The organism is Pseudomonas sp. 3MAES_34.3B, assembly GCF_058145875.1.
In genome coordinates this window covers 654959-673229 of record NZ_CM176960.1, presented here as the reverse complement: position 1 = coordinate 673229, position 18271 = coordinate 654959, and the positions used below count along the sequence as shown (strand labels likewise).

The 18271-nt window shown below is 61.7% G+C and carries 12 protein-coding genes and 1 pseudogene; 11 read left to right on the top strand and 2 right to left on the bottom strand.

Annotated elements, in window-relative coordinates:
- Positions 1 to 94 precede the first annotated feature (94 nt).
- The 11 genes and pseudogenes from AC3Z8Y_RS02940 (at position 95) to AC3Z8Y_RS02890 (ending at position 15438) form a co-directional block, all read left to right on the top strand.
- Positions 95 to 271: a hypothetical protein gene (locus tag AC3Z8Y_RS02940; protein ID WP_003250005.1), complete on the top strand. Its 177-nt coding sequence runs from the start codon at positions 95 to 97 to the stop codon at positions 269 to 271.
- On the top strand, positions 255 to 3209 hold the full coding sequence (locus AC3Z8Y_RS02935) for a sensor histidine kinase (protein WP_181122780.1): 2955 nt from the start codon (positions 255 to 257) through the stop codon (positions 3207 to 3209). The genes AC3Z8Y_RS02940 and AC3Z8Y_RS02935 overlap by 17 nt, the downstream gene beginning before the upstream one ends.
- A 23-nt stretch (positions 3210 to 3232) precedes the next feature.
- Positions 3233 to 4654 (top strand): sigma-54-dependent transcriptional regulator, encoded by a 1422-nt coding sequence (locus AC3Z8Y_RS02930; RefSeq protein WP_181117746.1) that lies wholly within the window; start codon positions 3233 to 3235, stop codon positions 4652 to 4654.
- Positions 4655 to 5290: 636 nt separating this feature from the next.
- Positions 5291 to 6682: a polynucleotide adenylyltransferase PcnB gene (locus tag AC3Z8Y_RS02925; RefSeq protein ID WP_490088387.1), complete on the top strand. Its 1392-nt coding sequence runs from the start codon at positions 5291 to 5293 to the stop codon at positions 6680 to 6682.
- 5 nt (positions 6683 to 6687) lie between these two features.
- The gene (folK, locus tag AC3Z8Y_RS02920) at positions 6688 to 7176 is read left to right on the top strand and encodes a 2-amino-4-hydroxy-6-hydroxymethyldihydropteridine diphosphokinase (RefSeq protein WP_490089918.1); all 489 of its coding nucleotides are present in this window, start codon (positions 6688 to 6690) and stop codon (positions 7174 to 7176) included.
- A gap of 224 nt (positions 7177 to 7400) precedes the next feature.
- Positions 7401 to 8201: a 3-methyl-2-oxobutanoate hydroxymethyltransferase gene (gene panB / locus AC3Z8Y_RS02915; RefSeq protein WP_490088386.1), complete on the top strand. Its 801-nt coding sequence runs from the start codon at positions 7401 to 7403 to the stop codon at positions 8199 to 8201.
- The gene (gene panC / locus AC3Z8Y_RS02910; protein WP_490088385.1) at positions 8198 to 9058 is read left to right on the top strand and encodes a pantoate--beta-alanine ligase; all 861 of its coding nucleotides are present in this window, start codon (positions 8198 to 8200) and stop codon (positions 9056 to 9058) included. Before panB ends, panC begins: the two co-directional genes overlap by 4 nt.
- A 222-nt stretch (positions 9059 to 9280) precedes the next feature.
- Positions 9281 to 10945 (top strand): glucose-6-phosphate isomerase, encoded by a 1665-nt coding sequence (pgi, locus tag AC3Z8Y_RS02905; RefSeq protein ID WP_490088384.1) that lies wholly within the window; start codon positions 9281 to 9283, stop codon positions 10943 to 10945.
- An 11-nt stretch (positions 10946 to 10956) separates the two neighbouring features.
- Positions 10957 to 11079 (top strand): annotated as a pseudogene (locus AC3Z8Y_RS02900) (oxygenase MpaB family protein); the annotation flags it as partial.
- A gap of 132 nt (positions 11080 to 11211) precedes the next feature.
- Entirely contained in the window at positions 11212 to 12393 is a 1182-nt protein-coding gene (locus tag AC3Z8Y_RS02895) for an acetyl-CoA C-acetyltransferase (protein ID WP_490088383.1), read from the top strand.
- Between the two features lie 150 nt (positions 12394 to 12543).
- Complete coding sequence (locus AC3Z8Y_RS02890) at positions 12544 to 15438, top strand: DUF748 domain-containing protein (RefSeq protein WP_490088382.1); 2895 nt, start codon at positions 12544 to 12546, stop codon at positions 15436 to 15438.
- Between the two features lie 71 nt (positions 15439 to 15509).
- Here the strand turns inward: AC3Z8Y_RS02890 and AC3Z8Y_RS02885 are convergent, their stop codons facing one another.
- Together AC3Z8Y_RS02885 and pnp are read right to left on the bottom strand one after the other, a co-directional pair.
- Positions 15510 to 15866, bottom strand: a complete 357-nt coding sequence (locus AC3Z8Y_RS02885; protein ID WP_490088381.1) for a BON domain-containing protein — start codon at positions 15864 to 15866, stop codon at positions 15510 to 15512.
- Positions 15867 to 16132: 266 nt separating this feature from the next.
- A complete protein-coding gene (gene pnp / locus AC3Z8Y_RS02880; protein ID WP_490088380.1) occupies positions 16133 to 18238 on the bottom strand; it encodes a polyribonucleotide nucleotidyltransferase in 2106 nt (701 codons plus the stop codon).
- Between the last annotated feature and the right edge of the window lie 33 nt (positions 18239 to 18271).

Here is an 18271-nt window from a genome sequence, read left to right as displayed (position 1 = left end):
GCCTGGCGCTGTAGGCAGCCAGGCAGGCATCCGCTACCATCCCGGCACCCCGCCGGGGTACGTCTGAAGCCGACCGGGAAGTGAAGAGGCCAGCATGTATATCTATCGTTTGGTGTTGCTGCTGGTCGTTGGCATCTATCTGTTTTCGCCGGCCATCATGGACTGGTGGATAGAACCCACCGGCGCCTGGTACCGCCCCTACCTGCTATGGCTGATCCTCATCGTGGTCACCTTTATCCTGCAAAGCCAGAGAGATGCCGATGAGCTTTAGCCTTACCCAGATGATCCTGATCAGCGCCGCCTACCTGCTGGTGCTGTTCGGCGTGGCGTGGGTGAGCGAGCGAGGCATGATCCCTCGTTCGATTATCCGGCACCCCCTTACCTACACGTTATCGCTGGGCGTGTATGCCAGCGCCTGGGCGTTCTATGGCACCGTAGGGCTGGCCTACGAATATGGCTACGGCTTCCTGGCCTGTTACCTGGGCGTGTCGGGCGCCTTCCTGCTGGCGCCGGTATTGCTGTATCCCATTCTGAAAATCACCCGTACCTACCAGCTCTCTTCGCTGGCAGACCTGATTGCCTTCCGGTTTCGCAGCACCTGGGCCGGCGCGCTTACCACCCTGTTCATGCTGGTAGGGGTGTTGCCTCTGTTGGCGCTGCAGATACAGGCCGTGGCGGACTCCATCGGCATTCTCACCCAGGAGCCGGTCAAGGACCGGGTAGCCTTGAGCTTCTGCGCGCTGATCACCCTGTTCACGATTTTCTTTGGCTCACGCCATATCGCCACACGGGAAAAGCACCAAGGGCTGGTATTCGCTATCGCCTTCGAATCCATCATCAAGCTGATCGCCCTGGGCGGGCTGGGCCTGTACGCGCTGTATGGCGTGTTCGGCGGCCCTCATGAACTGGAGCTGTGGCTGCTGCAGAACCAGATGGCGCTGGCGGCGCTGCATACGCCGCTTCAGGAAGGCCCGTGGCGGACCCTTCTGCTGGTGTTCTTCGCCTCTGCGATCGTAATGCCGCACATGTATCACATGGCCTTTACCGAGAACCTCAATCCCCGAGCATTGGTGAGCGCCAGCTGGGGCTTGCCGTTGTTCCTGTTGTTGATGAGCCTGGCCGTGCCATTGATCCTTTGGGCGGGGCTACGCCTGGGTGCCACCACCTCTCCGGAATACTTCACCCTTGGCATTGGCATCGCAGCCAACAACAAGGCGCTCGCCTTGCTGGCCTATGTGGGCGGGTTGTCGGCGTCTAGCGGCCTGATCATCGTGACCACCCTGGCGCTTTCCGGCATGGCGCTCAACCACCTGGTGTTACCGCTGTACCAGCCTCCCGCGGGGGGCAGCATCTACCGTTGGCTGAAATGGACCCGTCGCGGCCTGATCGTGGCCATCATCATGGCGGGGTACGCTTTCTATCTCATGCTCGGCACGCGCCAAGACCTCGCCCACCTGGGGATCGTGGCATTTGTAGCGACCTTGCAGTTCCTTCCCGGCGTGCTGTCAGTGCTGTACTGGCCCACAGCCAACCGCCGTGGCTTTATCGCCGGGCTGCTTGCCGGCGTGGCGGTATGGTCGCTGACCATGTTGATGCCATTGGTGGGCGACGTGGACGGGTTCTATATCCCCGTGCTGGACATGATCTATGTGCTGGACGATACCAGCTGGCACATGGCGGCCATTGCGTCGCTGGCCGCCAACGTACTGCTGTTTACGCTCGTGTCGGTGTTCACCGATGCCAGCGCCGAGGAAATCAGCGCCGCAGAGGCCTGCGCAGTGGACAACGTTCGGCGCCCGCAACGGCGCGAGCTGCACGCGGCATCCCCGCAGGAGTTTGCGACCCAACTGGCCAAGCCGCTGGGCGCACGCGCCGCGCAAAAGGAGGTGGAGCAAGCGCTGCGCGACCTCTATCTGCCATTCGACGAACGCCGCCCCTACGCCTTGCGCCGCTTGCGCGACCGTATCGAGGCCAATCTGTCAGGCCTAATGGGCCCCAGCGTTGCCCAGGATATCGTCGAGACGTTTCTGCCCTACAAGTCCGGCGGCGAAACCTATGTCACCGAAGACATACATTTTATCGAGAGCCGGCTGGAGGACTATCACTCTCGCCTCACCGGCCTTGCCGCCGAGCTCGATGCCCTGCGCCGCTACCACCGGCAAACGCTTCAGGAGCTGCCCATGGGGGTGTGCTCACTGGCCAAGGATAGGGAAATCCTGATGTGGAACAAGGCCATGGAAGAGCTCACCGGTATTTCGGCGCAGCGTGTGGTGGGCTCGCGCCTGGCCACCATCAGCGAGCCTTGGCACGAACTGCTGCAAAGCTTCATCGAAGGCACAGACGAACACCTGCACAAGCAGCGCCTGGCACTGGATGGGCAGATCCGCTGGCTCAACCTTCACAAAGCAGCGATCGACGAGCCGCTCGCCCCGGGTAACAGCGGCCTGGTACTTCTGGTCGAGGACCTCACAGACACACAGATGCTCGAAGACAAACTGGTGCATTCCGAGCGGCTGGCGAGTATTGGCCGGTTGGCCGCAGGTGTTGCCCATGAAATCGGCAACCCGATCACCGGCATTGCCTGCCTGGCGCAAAACCTGCGCGAAGAGCGCGAGGAGGATGGCGAAATCACCGAGCTTTCCAACCAGATACTCGAGCAGACCAAGCGGGTGTCGCGCATCGTCCAGTCGCTGATGAGCTTTGCTCACGCCGGTAGCCATCAGAACAGCGAAGAAGCCGTGAACCTGGCCGAGGTCGCCCAGGATGCGATCGGCCTGCTGGCCCTCAACCGGCGCAATTTCGAGGTGCAGTTCTACAACCTCTGTGACCCGGACCATTGGGCCGAAGGCGATCCCCAGCGCCTGGCCCAGGTACTGATCAACCTGCTGTCCAATGCCCGGGATGCCTCGCCGGCCGGCAGCGCCGTGCGGGTGCGCAGCGACGCCAGCGAACACACCGTAGACCTGATCGTCGAAGACGAAGGCACCGGAATTCCCAAAAACATCATGGATCGGCTGTTCGAACCCTTTTTCACTACCAAGGATCCGGGCGAAGGCACGGGGCTGGGCCTCGCGCTGGTCTATTCCATTGTGGAGGAGCATTATGGGCAAATCACCATCGACAGCCCGGCTGACCTAGAAAAGCAAATCGGAACCCGTATCCGGGTAACCCTGCCACGCCACGTCGAAGCGACGTCCGCCGTTAACTGAGACCGTCGAGAGAACCGAATCAGATGCCGCACATTCTCATCGTCGAAGACGAAACCATTATTCGCTCTGCCTTGCGTCGCCTGCTTGAACGGAATCAGTACCAGGTCAGCGAAGCGGGGTCTGTGCAGGAAGCACAGGAACGTTTCACCATTGCCTCGTTCGACCTCATCATCAGTGACTTGCGGTTGCCAGGCGCACCGGGCACCGAGCTGATCCGCCATGGCGAAGGCCGGCCGGTGCTCATCATGACCAGCTACGCCAGCCTGCGCTCCGCCGTGGATTCCATGAAGATGGGCGCGGTGGATTACATCGCCAAGCCTTTCGACCACGACGAAATGCTTCAAGCCGTGGCACGGATTCTCCGCGAGCGCCAAGGGCCCGCCTCGGCCGGTGATCCGCAAAAAGCCGCGCCACGCGGTAACGACAAGCTGGCAGGCAACCCTCAGGGTGAGATCGGCATCATCGGTTCCTGCCCGCCCATGCAGGACCTGTACGGGAAAATCCGCAAAGTGGCGCCTACGGATTCAAACGTGCTGATCCAGGGCGAATCCGGCACCGGCAAGGAACTGGTCGCGCGCGCGCTGCATAACCTGTCACGGCGCGCCAAGGCGACCATGATTTCGGTGAACTGCGCGGCCATCCCGGAAACCCTGATCGAATCCGAGCTGTTCGGCCATGAAAAAGGCGCGTTCACCGGTGCCAGCGCAGGCCGCGCGGGCCTGGTAGAAGCTGCAGACGGCGGCACGCTGTTCCTCGACGAGATCGGCGAACTGCCCCTTGAAGCGCAGGCCCGCCTGCTGCGCGTATTGCAGGAAGGCGAGATTCGCCGGGTAGGCTCGGTGCAGTCACAAAAGGTGGATGTGCGCTTGATCGCAGCCACCCACCGAGACCTGAAAAGCCTCGCCAAGGTTGGCCAGTTCCGCGAAGACCTTTACTACCGCCTTCACGTGATTGCCCTGAAGCTGCCGCCGCTGCGTGAGCGTGGCAGCGATGTGATCGAAATCGCCAACGTATTCCTCGCCCGGCAGGCCGCGCGCGCCGGCCGTGACGGGGTTCGCTTCGGGCCCGACGCCGAGAGCGCCATTCGGCACTACGGCTGGCCCGGCAACGTCCGCGAGCTGGAGAACGCAGTGGAACGGGCGGTGATCCTCAGCGAGAGTAATCAGATTTCCGCTGACCTGCTGGGCATAGACATCGAGCTGGGCAGCCTGGATGAGGACGATGACTTCCCGGCGGCGAGCGCTGCCCAGCCATCGAACAACCATGAGCCTACCGAGGACCTTTCGCTGGAGGACTACTTCCAGCATTTCGTGCTCGAGCACCAGGACCACATGACCGAAACAGAGCTGGCCCGCAAGCTGGGGGTCAGCCGCAAGTGCCTGTGGGAGCGCCGGCAGCGGTTGGGCATCCCCCGCCGCAAATCCAGCGTAGCCAACGAAGGCTGAGAAGGTGTTACCGCCCCGGCACATCACGTAACAAAGCCGGGGTATACGGTAACGATTTTTCGCTGTAGCGCACCTGGCAAACCACTACCTTTCAGCTCAACCCCTTGAAAATAAAGGGTTTTTAAAAGTTGGCACAGCATCTGCTATATCTACGGTACAAGAACAACAACAAGCGCCAAGACACATAATAAAAACAACACGAATCGACTCACGCATAACAAAAACAAGACGGCATGAGGCGTAGCTAACTGATTCTTTTGGAGAGGTATTGTTTCGGATTTTCCGCGACCAGGCCGAGAACAACAAAAACTGCGCTACAGCAGTGCCTGAACTGGTTGGACCCACGGGTCGTCACAATACGGCGTTCAAAGCAATCCGTTTGCTCTTTGCTCCCCTTTTGGGAGAAGCCCCTGGCAAAACGCCTGAAGGGCTGGGCACTCAACAAAAACAAAAAGCCCGCGTAACAATAAAAACGAGCAAGCAACGACTTTGCAGGGGAGCTTCGGCTCCCCTTGTCGTGTCCGCACCAGCCCATTTCGCGGCCTCCTACACCATCCCGTCACTAAATGCTAGAATCCCCGCCCATCATGCGGTCACTCCTGGTATGACCGATCATCCCTTCATACAGTGCATCCCATGCTGAAGAAGCTGTTCCAGTCTTTTCGTCCCCCGGCCCGTCAGGTCCACCATCAACGTAGCACGCCCGAAGTGCTGAACAGCGGCACCCATGGCCTGCAGCGTCAGCAGTTCAGCCGCCACGCCGTAGGCATCGTCGAACGCCTGCAGCAAGCCGGGTATCAGGCATACCTGGTAGGCGGCTGTGTGCGCGACCTGCTGCTCAATATCACCCCCAAGGACTTCGACGTTGCCACCAGCGCCACGCCCGAGCAGATCCGTGCGGAATTCCGCAACGCCCGGATCATCGGCCGGCGCTTCAAGCTCGTGCATATCCATTTCGGCCGCGAGATCATCGAAGTCGCGACCTTCCGCGCCAACCATCCGGAAGACGACGAAACGGCTACCAGCCATCATTCGTCGCGCAACGAAAGCGGGCTGATCCTGCGGGACAACGTTTACGGCACCCTGGAAGAAGACGCGCAACGGCGCGACTTCACCATCAACGCGCTGTATTACGACCCGGTCAGCGACCGTATCCTCGATTACGCCAACGGCGTGCACGACGTGCGCAACCGCCTTGTGCGGCTGATCGGCGAACCCCGTCAGCGGTATCAGGAAGACCCTGTGCGCATGCTCCGCGCGGTGCGCTTCGCCGCCAAGCTGGACTTCGGCATCGAGCGCCACACCATGCTGCCCATCCGAGAAATGGCCGAGCTGCTGCAGGACATCCCGGGCGCGCGCCTGTTCGAGGAAGTGCTCAAGCTGTTCCTGTCCGGCCAGGCAACCGATACGTTCGAGATGCTGGTGGACCTCAACCTGTTCGAGCAGATGTTCCCGGCCAGCGCCGACGCGCTGGAACATAACCCTACCTATACGCACACGCTGATCCGCAACGCGCTGGTCAACACAGACCTGCGGGTGCAACAGGGCAAGCCGGTCACGCCTGCCTTCCTCTTTGCGGCGCTTCTGTGGCCGGCACTGCCAGCACGCGCCCTGCAATTGCAGGCCAAGGGCATGCCGCCGATCCCTGCCATGCAGGAAGCCGCCCACGACGTGATCGCCGAGCAGTGCCAATACATTGCCATTCCCAAGCGTTTCACCTTGCCCATCAAGGAAATCTGGGACATGCAGGAGCGCCTGCCGCGGCGTAGCGGCAAGCGTGCCGATGCCCTGCTGGACAACCCTCGCTTCCGCGCCGGTTACGACTTCCTGCTATTGCGCGAAACCGCCGGTGAAGAAACCGACGGCCTGGGCGAATGGTGGACGGACTACCAGGACGCCTCCGACACGGAGCGCCGTAACATGATTCGCGACCTGGGCAGCCGGGAAGACACCGCTGGCGCGGGCGCACCGGTGCGCAAGAAACGCCGCAGCAATACCCGGCGCAAAGGCGACAGCGTCGCCGAATGAATGCCATGGAGCGGGTATTCGTGGGGCTGGGCAGTAACCTGGCCGCCCCCGCCGACCAATTGCGCCAGGCTATCGACAGCCTCAGCCACCTGCCCGGCTGCGCGCTGGCAGGCACCTCGGGCTTGTACATGAGCGATTCGCTGCTGCCGGGCCAGCCCCGGTACAGCAACGCGGTCGCGGCACTGGACACGTCCCTTGAGCCGTTGGCATTGCTGGACGCGCTGCAAGGCATCGAAAACAGCCAGGGCCGTGTGCGCGCCGAACGCTGGGGGCCACGCACACTGGACCTGGACATCATCCTGTTCGGCGAGCGGCAAATCGACATCCCCCGGCTGCGGGTGCCCCACTACCACCTGCATGCCCGACCGTTCGTCCTCTATCCCTTGGCCGAGCTGGTCGATGAGCGCTTCATTCTGGCAGATGGCCGTAGCCTGGCTTCTCTGCTGAGCGAGTGCCCTTTCGAAGGCCTGGAGCGCGTAGGCAACCTGGCGTAGCACCGAGGGGCTGCCGGTAACACCGGTAACGCCCAAGTGTGCCGCCTGGATTGACTTCCCAGGGGTGGCTCACGACTATAGGCGGCCTGCCGGCTTCCCGGTAGGCACAAACCGGTAACGCAGGGCCGCTGCCTGCCCCCGCGCCCTGCGTATGCCTGCGCACCGCTACCGAGAGACATGTGTTGCCTCGCCCCCGTGGCAAGGCCGAGCGAGGATTGGAATTCATGCCAGCGATAACCCTGACCACCCTCAGCGCCCTGAAGGCCAAGGGTGAAAAAATAACAATGCTGACCTGCTACGACGCTACCTTCGCCAAAGCAGCCAGTGATGCAGGGGTTGAGATACTGCTCATCGGGGACTCCCTGGGCATGGTCCTGCAAGGCCATGACAGCACCCTTCCCGTTACCAACGCAGAAATGGCCTATCACACCGCTTGTGTGAAACGCGGTAACACCGACGCATTGGTCCTCGCCGACCTGCCCTTCATGGCGTGCGCCACGCTCGAACAGGCGTTCGCCAACAGCGCCGCGCTGATGCAGGCGGGCGCACACATGGTGAAGGTCGAAGGTGCCGCATGGCTGGGCGAGACCATCCGCCTGCTGGCCGAGCGCGGCGTGCCGGTGTGCGCGCACATGGGCCTTACGCCACAGTCGGTGAATGTGCTGGGCGGCTACAAGGTGCAAGGCCGGCTCGAGAGCCAGGCGCGGCAGATGCGCGCCGACGCCATCGCGCTGCAGGACGCTGGCGCGGCGATGATCCTGCTCGAATGCGTACCGAGCGAACTGGCCGCGGAGATTACCCAGGCCGTTCGCGTGCCCGTCATCGGTATCGGTGCCGGTCCTGCCACCGACGGCCAAGTGCTGGTGCTTCATGACATGCTTGGCCTGTCACTGAGCGGCCGCGTGCCCAAGTTCGTCCGCAATTTCATGACCGGCCAGCCCGACATCCATGCCGCGCTGCGGGCCTACGTGGCCGCGGTCAAGGATGGAAGCTTCCCTGCCCCCGAACACGGATTCAACGCATGAACACAGTAAAGACCGTACTCGAGCTGCGTGCCGCCGTGGCACGGGCGCGCGCGGAAGGTAAACGGATCGGTTTCGTGCCTACTATGGGTAACCTGCACAGCGGCCATGTGGCGCTGGTGACCAAGGCCTGTCAGCGCGCAGATTTCGTGGTGGCGAGTATTTTCGTGAACCCTCTGCAGTTCGGCGCCAACGAAGACCTGGACAGTTATCCCCGCACACTGGCCGCGGATCAGGAAAAGCTGCTGGAGGCGGGCTGTAACCTGCTGTTCGCACCCTCTGTGAGTGAGGTGTACCCCGGCGGCACATCCACACAAACCCGCGTCAGCGTGCCCGAACTGTCCCAGGAATTGTGCGGCGCCAGCCGCCCGGGGCACTTCGAAGGTGTGGCCACAGTGGTCAGCAAGTTATTCAACATGGTGCAGCCAGACCTCGCCGTGTTCGGCCAGAAGGACTACCAGCAGCTGGCCGTGATCAAGGCGATGGTGCGCGACCTGAACCTTCCGGTGCAGATCATTGGCGAGCCCACGGTGCGCGCCGAAGATGGCCTGGCTTTGTCCTCCCGCAACGGCTACCTCAGCGTGGAACATCGTGCCATTGCGCCGGCGATCCACCGCAGCCTCGAGGCTATCGCCACGGCGCTCATGCAGGGCAATCGCGACCTTCAGGGGTTGATGACCGAGCACCGCAAGCGCATCGTGGACAGCGGCATGCGCCTCGATTACCTGGAAATACGCCACGCCGACACCTTGCGCGCCGCAACCGAGCAAGATGTGGAGCTGGTAATCCTTGCCGCCGCTTACCTGGGCAATACCCGGTTGATCGACAACCTGCGGGTAAGCCTGCGCCCGCCCGCCTGAGGAAAAGGTTAACGGGCACAGCGCAACAGCGCCTGCTACCTTCCGGTGACATAAGATAGTATCGGAAACGCTTGGATGCAGGCGCAGACAGCGCCCTGCACAAGCGTTACCGTGATGCTCCGGCCAAACGCTGCCTCGTGCTCTGGCAGCTCAAATACAAAGCAACCCGGCCGCCCCCCGTAGTGTCCAAGAGGCTGACCAAGTAAAAGGAAACTTGCAGAGATGGCGTACTACCGCAATCCTCATGACGTGACCGCCCTTCCCGCCTGGCAGGCGCTCAAAGAGCACCGCGCCGCCATGCAGCATTTCAGCATGCGCGAAGCCTTCCAGGCCGACCCCGAGCGCTTCGGCACTTTCTCGCTCAGCGCCTGTGGCTTGTTCCTCGACTATTCCAAGAACCTGATCACCAAGGAAACCCGTGACCTGCTGGTGCAGCTGGCCAACGAGGTAAAGCTGTCCGAAGCGATCAACTCGATGTTCGATGGCGAGATCCTGAACGCGTCCGAAGGCCGCCCCGCCCTGCACACCGCCTTGCGCCGCCCCATCGGTGACAAGCTGAAGGTGGGCGGCACCAACATCATGCCCGAAGTGCACAAGGTGCTTGGGCAGATCACCGAACTGGTTACCCGCATCCACGATGGCCTGTGGCGTGGTTACACCGAAAAACCAATCACCGATGTCGTGAATATCGGTATTGGTGGCTCTTTCCTCGGCCCTGAGCTCGTCTCCGAAGCCCTGCTGCCTTACAGTCAGAAAGGTGTGCGTTGCCATTACCTGGCCAACATCGACGGCAGTGAATTCCATGAACTGTCGGCGAAACTTCGGGCCGAAACCACCCTGTTCATCGTGTCGTCCAAGTCCTTCGGCACGCTGGAAACCTTGAAAAACGCCCAAGCGGCCCGGGCCTGGTACCTGGCACAGGGTGGCTCGGAAGCTGAGCTGCACCGACACTTCATCGCGGTATCCAGCAACAATGCCGCCGCGGTCGCCTTTGGTATCCGTGAAGAAAACATCTTCCCGATGTGGGACTGGGTAGGTGGGCGTTATTCGCTATGGTCTGCCATCGGCCTTCCGATCGCCCTGTCCATCGGTACGGCGAACTTCAAGGAATTGCTGTCCGGCGCACACACCATGGACCAGCATTTCCAGACTGCCCCGTTCTCGCGCAACATGCCGGTTCTGTTGGCGTTGCTGGGGGTGTGGTACGGGAATTTCTGGGGGGCGCAAAGCCACGCGATCCTCCCCTACGACCATTACCTGCGCAACATCACCAAGCACTTGCAGCAGCTGGACATGGAATCCAACGGCAAGAGCGTGCGTCAGGATGGCTCTCCCGTTGTGACCGACACCGGCCCTGTGATCTGGGGCGGCGTGGGTGCCAACGGGCAACACGCCTATCACCAGTTGCTGCATCAAGGCACCCAGCTGATCCCCGCAGACTTCATCGTGCCAGTGGTGAGCTTCAACCCGGTTGCCGACCATCATCAATGGCTGTTCGCCAACTGCCTGTCTCAAAGCCAGGCGCTGATGCTGGGTAAAACCCGTGCCGAAGCCGAGGCCGAGCTGCGCTCCAAGGGCGTGGCAGAGGCAGAAGTGGAGCGGCTTGCACCGCACAAGGTCATCCCGGGCAACCGGCCGAGCAATACACTGGTGGTGGAACGTATCAGCCCTCGCCGCCTGGGTGCGTTGGTGGCCATGTATGAACACAAAGTGTTCGTACAGAGCGTGGTGTGGGGTATCAACGCCTTCGACCAGTGGGGCGTGGAACTGGGCAAGGAGCTTGGCAAGAACGTGTACCAGCGCCTGATCGGCGATGTAGAGGAGCCGGCAGAAGACGCCTCCACTCAAGGCCTGATCGACTTCTTCCGCAGCCGTCACCGCGGCTGAATCGCTGGATGATCGAAGCCCTCCGGCGCGGGGTCGAACGTCAGGTGCTCAGCCTGACCGGCCTGGCGCTGGGGCAGCTGGATCTACGCTCGTCCCCTGGCGACCCAGGCCTGTTCGGGCCACAGTCCGTATGCCGCCAACGCTTGGGAATGCCGGGCTAGTGCTGCGCCGTACGTAGGCGCAACAGATACAAATATGCCAACATGCGCCCACTCCGCTATCTCCAGCCTACCCAGGCCAGCCAAAAACAATGAGGATCGAAGCGCATGAAAGAGGTCGTTATCGTCGCTGCCAAGCGCACCCCCGTGGGCAGTTTCCAAGGCGCCTTGGCAGCCGTTTCCGCGGTTGAGCTAGGGGCAACGGTGATCCGCCAGTTGCTCAGCGACACCGGCCTGGCGCCGGCAGAGGTGGACGAGGTCATTCTCGGCCAGGTGCTCACCGCCGGCGCAGGCCAGAACCCCGCACGGCAGTCCTCCATCAAGGCAGGCTTACCACCAGCCGTGCCGGCCATGACGGTGAACAAGGTGTGCGGCTCTGGCCTGAAGGCGCTGCACCTGGCTACGCAGTCGATTCGCTGCGGCGACGCCGATGTGATCATTGCCGGCGGGCAGGAAAGCATGAGCCTGGCCAACTATGTGCTTCCGGGCGCCCGCACCGGGCTGCGCATGGGCCATGCCACCATGGTGGACACGCTTATCAGCGATGGCCTGTGGGATGCCTTCAATGATTACCACATGGGCATCACGGCCGAGAACCTGGTAGAGAAATACGGCATCAGCCGGGAAGACCAGGACACCTTCGCTGCGGCGTCCCAGCACAAGGCCGCCGCTGCGGTCGAGTCTCGCCGCTTCCATAGCGAAATCACGCCTGTCAGCGTGCCCCAGCGCAAGGGCGACCCGCTGCAGATCGTCGATGACGAACAGCCTCGTGCCGGTACCACCGTCGAAGCACTGGCCAAGCTCAAACCCGCGTTCAAAAAAGATGGCTCGGTTACCGCCGGGAACGCCTCTTCGCTGAATGACGGCGCCGCCGCGGTCATTCTCATGAGCGCTGAAAAAGCCGCAGCCCTTGGCTTGCCGGTACTGGCGCGCATTGCCGGCTACGCCAACGCCGGCGTAGACCCCGCCATCATGGGCATCGGCCCGGTCAGCGCCACACGGCGGTGCCTCGAGAAAGCTGGCTGGGCCCTTGAAGACCTCGACCTGATCGAAGCCAACGAGGCATTCGCGGCCCAGGCCCTAGCGGTTTCACGCGAACTGGGCTGGGACATGAACAAGGTGAACGTGAACGGCGGTGCGATCGCGCTCGGGCACCCCATTGGCGCCTCCGGCTGCCGTGTACTGGTTACCCTCCTGCATGAAATGATCCGCCGGGACGTGAAGAAAGGGCTGGCCACGCTGTGCATCGGCGGCGGTCAAGGCGTTGCCCTGGCCATCGAACGGCCCTGATAAGCCGTAAGCTGTAAGCGGCAAGCTGCAAGAAAGAGCGCCGCGTATTGCTCTTACTTGCGGCTTGAAGCTTGAGGCTTGGAGCTGCCGCCGGGAACCCAACGGCTGCGTTACACTCCAACGCACCTTTCCTGATCAAGCGAAGCCGACATGCCCATCAGATTGCTACGCATCGGCGCCGGGGTGCTGATTGCTCTGGCGTTGTATGCCCTGTTGGGGTTCTGGGTCGCGCCGGTCGTTGCCCTGCGCATTACCAACGACAAGCTCGCCGAGCTGGCCGCCGTGCCAGCGCGCCTGGAGCAAATCCGGTTCAACCCGTTCACCCTGCAGCTGGAGCTGTACGGCCTCAGGTTCGGAGAAGCAGGGGCCGAGCAGGTGGGGTTCCAACGGCTGGCAGCCAATTTACAGGTCGATAGCCTGTGGCGCCGTCAGGTACACCTGGCAAGCGTCGAGCTGGTTCAGCCCCGGGTGCAGGTATTGATCGCCGCAGACGGCACGCTCAACCTTGCCCAGTTGTTCAAGCCTTCCAACGCCGCCGAGCAGCCGGCAACCACCGAAGACGACTCGCCGTTCCCCGTCACGATTGACACGCTGGCGCTGAGCCAAGGCTATGTGCACTTCCGTGATGCCCGCTCGAAGGCACCGGTGGAATTCACCTACGACGCGATGGACTTCCAGCTTCGGCACCTGACCACCCTGCCCAAGGGCGACGCGGAAATGGAACTGACGGCGCGGGGCCCATTGGTAGGGAAACTGGAATGGGCCGGACGCTTCTCGCTTTTCCCGTTTACCTCCAAGGGCCATCTCACGCTTACCAATGCCCCCTTGCAAACGTGGTGGCCTTACGTGCAAGCCGCCGCGCCCTTGAAGCTGGAGCAGGGGCAGGTGAGCGCCGGTCTTGATTACACCCTGGACCTGACCTGGCAGGCCCAGGTGGTTGTGAGCAACGCTCGGTTGAGCTTGGCACCCTTCGCCATGGCCAGCCCCGACGGCAAGCCCCTGGTACGCTTGAAGGCTTTGGACGTTACGGGCGCTTCTTTCGATCTCGCACAGCGCCATGTGACGCTTTCCAGCATTGCGGCCCAGCAATTGGAAACCTGGGCCGCACGCGAAGCGGATGGCCGGCTTGACTGGCAACGGTTGTTCAGCTCGCCAAACCCACCCGCCCCGGCTGCCCCACCGCCCGCACCCACCGCCGAGGCACAGCCGTGGCGCATCACGCTCAACGATGCGCGCCTGAGCGACGCCCGGGTGCACCTCGCGGACAGGTCAGCCGCCGACCCGGTTGAGTTGGACCTTGCCCCACTGAACGTGCAGGTGAGCGGTTACGACAGCATCAATGGCCAGCCAGTACGCGTGGACATCGATACTGGCGTTGGGCGCCAAGGCAAGCTGCAGGCCAAGGGGCAACTGTCTCTGAGCCCCGTGAGTGGCGAGTTCGCGGTTACCACCCGGGACATCGACCTGCGTATCGCCCAGGCCTACATCACGCCCTTCATGCGCCTGGAATTGCGCAGCGGCATGCTCGACAGCGACCTGAGCGTAGCGCTGAGCAATACCGCGCCGCTGGCGTTTACCGTCACCGGCAAGGCCCAGGTGAATCAGCTGCATACGCTGGATACGCTCAAGTCCCGGGACTTCCTGCGCTGGGCTCGCCTGAACCTGGACGGTATCGACTATCGTCACGGCGAGGGGCTGAGCATCGATCAGGTCACCCTGGCGCAGCCCTACGTCCGCTTCATGATCAATGAAGACCGCAGCACCAACATTGACGACCTGCTGGTCCCGCAGCCCGCCGCTCCGCCGGTACCGCGGGCGCCCACCGAACCCTCGAAGCCCCTTGCCATACGCATCGGCGGCATTGCTTTCAGCGACGGCTCTGCCAACTTCGCGGATTTCAGCCTTACCCCCAACTTCGCCACGGCCATCCAGCAACTCACCGGGCAGGTAGGCACCCTCGACAACCAGCGCCCTCTCGCCGCGCGCGTGGACATCAAAGGCCGAGTGGATCGCTACGCGCCGGTTACGATCGAAGGCAGCCTCAGGCCGTTCGACCCGCTGGCGAGCCTGGACATCGCCACCCATTTCCGCCGGGTAGAGCTGACCACGCTTACCCCTTACTCCGGAAAATTCGCCGGGTACCGCATTCGCAAGGGCCGGCTGGACCTGGACCTTCACTACCAGATCACCAAGGGGCAGCTCAAAGCCGACAACAACCTGGTGGTGGAACAGCTGGAACTCGGCGAGAAGGTGGACAGCCCCGATGCGGTCAACCTGCCCATCAAACTGGCGATCGCTTTGCTCAAGGACAGCCATGGGCGGATTTCAATTGCACTGCCCGTGTCGGGCGACTTGAACAATCCGCAGTTCAGCGTGATGCCGGTGGTATGGCAAACCTTGCGTAACCTGATGGTCCGTGCGGCTCAGGCGCCATTCAGGCTGCTCGGTAGCCTGGTACAGGGCGGCGGCGGTGAAGACCTCGGCACCGTCTCCTTCGACCCCGGCAGCAGCGAGCTGGACGCCCAGGCTCAGGCCGATCTGCTCAAAGTAGCGAGCGCCTTGAACCAGAAGCCTGAGCTACGCCTTGAGGTAGAAGGCGCGAGCGCGGCAGCGAGTGATGGGCCGCTGATTGCAATGCAACGGCTGGAGCGGGAATACCAGGCCATGTGGTACAAGATCTTGCAGCGGCGCGGCGAGAAAGTGCCGGCGCAAGCGGCGCAGATCACCGTTCCAGCCGAGGAGAAACCGGCGCTGCTGGAAGGTATCTACCGCACACGCCTCAAGCAACAACCGCCTGCGGATTGGCAGGCGCTGGCGTCAGCGGAGCGGCAGCAGAAGCTTCGGGTGGCGGTTATCGACTCATGGCGTGACAACAATACCCTCCTGCGCCAGCTCGGCCAGGCACGCGCCGCCAGCATCAAGGACTTCATGGTTGCCCAAGGCAAGCTTTCTGATGATCGGGTTTACCTCATTGATGCTCGCCTGGAGACGCCTGGGCCCAATGGCCGCGTGACCAGCCTGCTGCACCTTGACGTAGCCCCATAGCAACCGGACTTTAACCTTCAGAAACGAGAAAGCCCCGCAATTGCGGGGCTTCCTTTTACAACCGACCGGGATCAGTTGGTTTTCAGGCCATCAGCCGAAACGGCTTTAACGCCTTTGATTTTCTTGGTGATCATGACGGCGGTGTCTTTCTGAGCCTTGCTCAGTTCGACAGTCGACGACAGGGAAACGACGCCCTTGTTGGTCTCAACCTTGATGTCAGTACCTGGAATGCCTTTTTCGGTAACCAGGTCGGATTTGACCTTGGTGGTGATCCAGGTATCGGAGGTCGCTTCCTTGGCCTGATCCACTTCACCCGCTGCCAGCACCATAGGCGATTGCGCGGCTTGAGTGGTTTGGGCAAAGGCGACATTGGTCAGGCCCATCGCCATGACGGAAGCAGCTGCGGCAGCGATAGCGAGTTTTTTCATGGGAGTCACTCCTGTTCTTTTGGATATCCCGTAGCCTGTTGGCCACTGAGTGACAGTAGTGTTGCAGTCACCGTGCCAACGGTTCGCTTGGCGATTAATCTATATAAATCAGTCACTTATGATTTAGAGCACCGGAATGCCATCGTGCAAGCTGCAATCACTGACGAAAATTTGCGTGCAAGTTGCAGGGACATGAATCGCCGAAAACCGGATAAAAAAAGCCCCGCCGAAGCGGGGCCCTTTCATCATTACGATCGATCAGGTGATCAGACGCCGGAGGCTTCCGCCGCTGGTACGTCCTTGATCGAAAGCTTGATACGGCCGCGGTTGTCCACGTCCATTACCAGTACCTTCACTTCCTGGCCTTCCTTCAGCACGTCGGTCACTTTCTCTACGCGCTGATCGCTCAGCATCGAGATGTGCACAAGGCCGTCCTTGCCTGGCAGGATGTTCACGAAGGCGCCGAAGTCAACGATGCGCTCTACTTTGCCGATGTAGATCTTGCCGATCTCGGCCTCTGCGGTAATGCCCAGTACGCGCTGGCGGGCAGCTTCAGCAGCTTCCTTGGTTTCGCCGAAGATCTTGATCGTGCCGTCGTCTTCGATGTCGATCGAAGCCTTGGTTTCTTCGCAGATAGCGCGGATGGTTGCGCCGCCCTTGCCGATAACGTCACGGATCTTGTCGGTGTCGATCTTCATCGCGATCATGGTAGGCGCGTTGGCAGACAGCTCGTTACGCGACTGGCCGATCACCTGGTTCATCTGGCCGAGGATGTTCAGGCGCGCTTCCAGGGCCTGGCCCAAGGCGATTTCCATGATCTCTTCGGTGATGCCGTTGATCTTGATGTCCATCTGCAGTGCGGTAACGCCCTTGGCGGTACCGGCAACCTTGAAGTCCATGTCGCCGAGGTGGTCTTCGTCACCCAGGATGTCGGTGAGGATGGCGAACTTCTCGCCTTCTTTCACCAGGCCCATGGCGATACCGGCCACCGGGGCTTTCATCGGTACACCCGCATCCATCAGTGCCAGCGAAGCACCGCACACCGAGGCCATGGAGCTGGAGCCGTTGGATTCGGTGATTTCCGATACAACGCGGATGGTGTAGGGGAACACGTTGGAGTCCGGCAGCATGGCCTGGACGCTGCGGCGGGCCAGACGGCCGTGGCCGATTTCGCGACGGCCAGCACCGCCCATGCGACCACACTCGCCCACCGAGAACGGCGGGAAGTTGTAGTGCAGCATGAAGGGGTCTTTCTTCTCGCCTTCCAGGGTGTCCAGCAGCTGTGCGTCACGGGCGGTGCCCAGGGTCGCTACTACCAGTGCCTGGGTTTCACCACGGGTGAACAGGGCCGAACCGTGGGTCTTGGGCAGCACACCTACTTCGATGTTCAGCGGGCGAACGGTGCGGGTGTCACGGCCATCGATACGCGGCTTGCCATTCACGATGTTTTCGCGAACGGTGCGGTATTCGATCTCGCCGAAAATTTCTTTTACTTCGGCGGCGGTTGGCTGGCCTTCCTCACCGGAGAATTTGGCAACAGCCTGGTCGCGCAGTTCGCCCAGGCGAGCATAGCGATCAGCTTTGACGGTGATGGTGTAAGCCTCGGAGACAGCAGCACCGACTTCACCACGGATGGCGTTAAGCAGTTCGGTGTTCTCGGCCTTGGGGGCCCAGTTCCAGGTAGGCTTGGCGGCTTCGGCGGCCAGTTCCTTCACAGCGGTGATCACCGACTGGAACTCGTCGTGGGCGAACAGCACGGCGCCCAGCATCTGGTCTTCGGTCAATTCCTTGGCTTCGGATTCAACCATCAGCACGGCGTCGGCGGTACCGGCCACGACCATGTCGAGGCTGGAAGCGGCCAGTTGCTCGTAGGTCGGGTTCAGCAGGTAGCCGGTGCTTTCATGGAACGCGACACGGGCAGCGCCGATCGGGCCTTCGAACGGAATACCGGAGATGGCCAGGGCAGCCGAGGTACCGATCATCGCGGCGATGTCCGGATCGGTTTTCTTGCTGGTGGACACGACGGTGCAGACAACCTGCACTTCGTTCATGAAGCCTTCGGGGAACAGCGGGCGGATCGGACGGTCGATCAGCCGGGAAGTGAGGGTTTCTTTCTCGGACGGGCGGCCTTCACGCTTGAAGAAGCCACCAGGGATCTTGCCGGCCGCGTAGGTTTTTTCCTGGTAGTGAACAGACAGCGGGAAGAAGCCCTTGCCTGGATCAGCCTGCTTGGCACCTACCACGGTGACCAGCACGGTCACGTCGTTGTCGACGGTGACCAGCACGGCGCCGGAGGCTTGACGGGCGATGCGGCCAGTCTCGAGGGTTACGGTCGACTGACCGAACTGAAATTGCTTGATTACCGGGTTCACGGTTTCCTACCTTCCATTTGCTCTTGGGGGAAT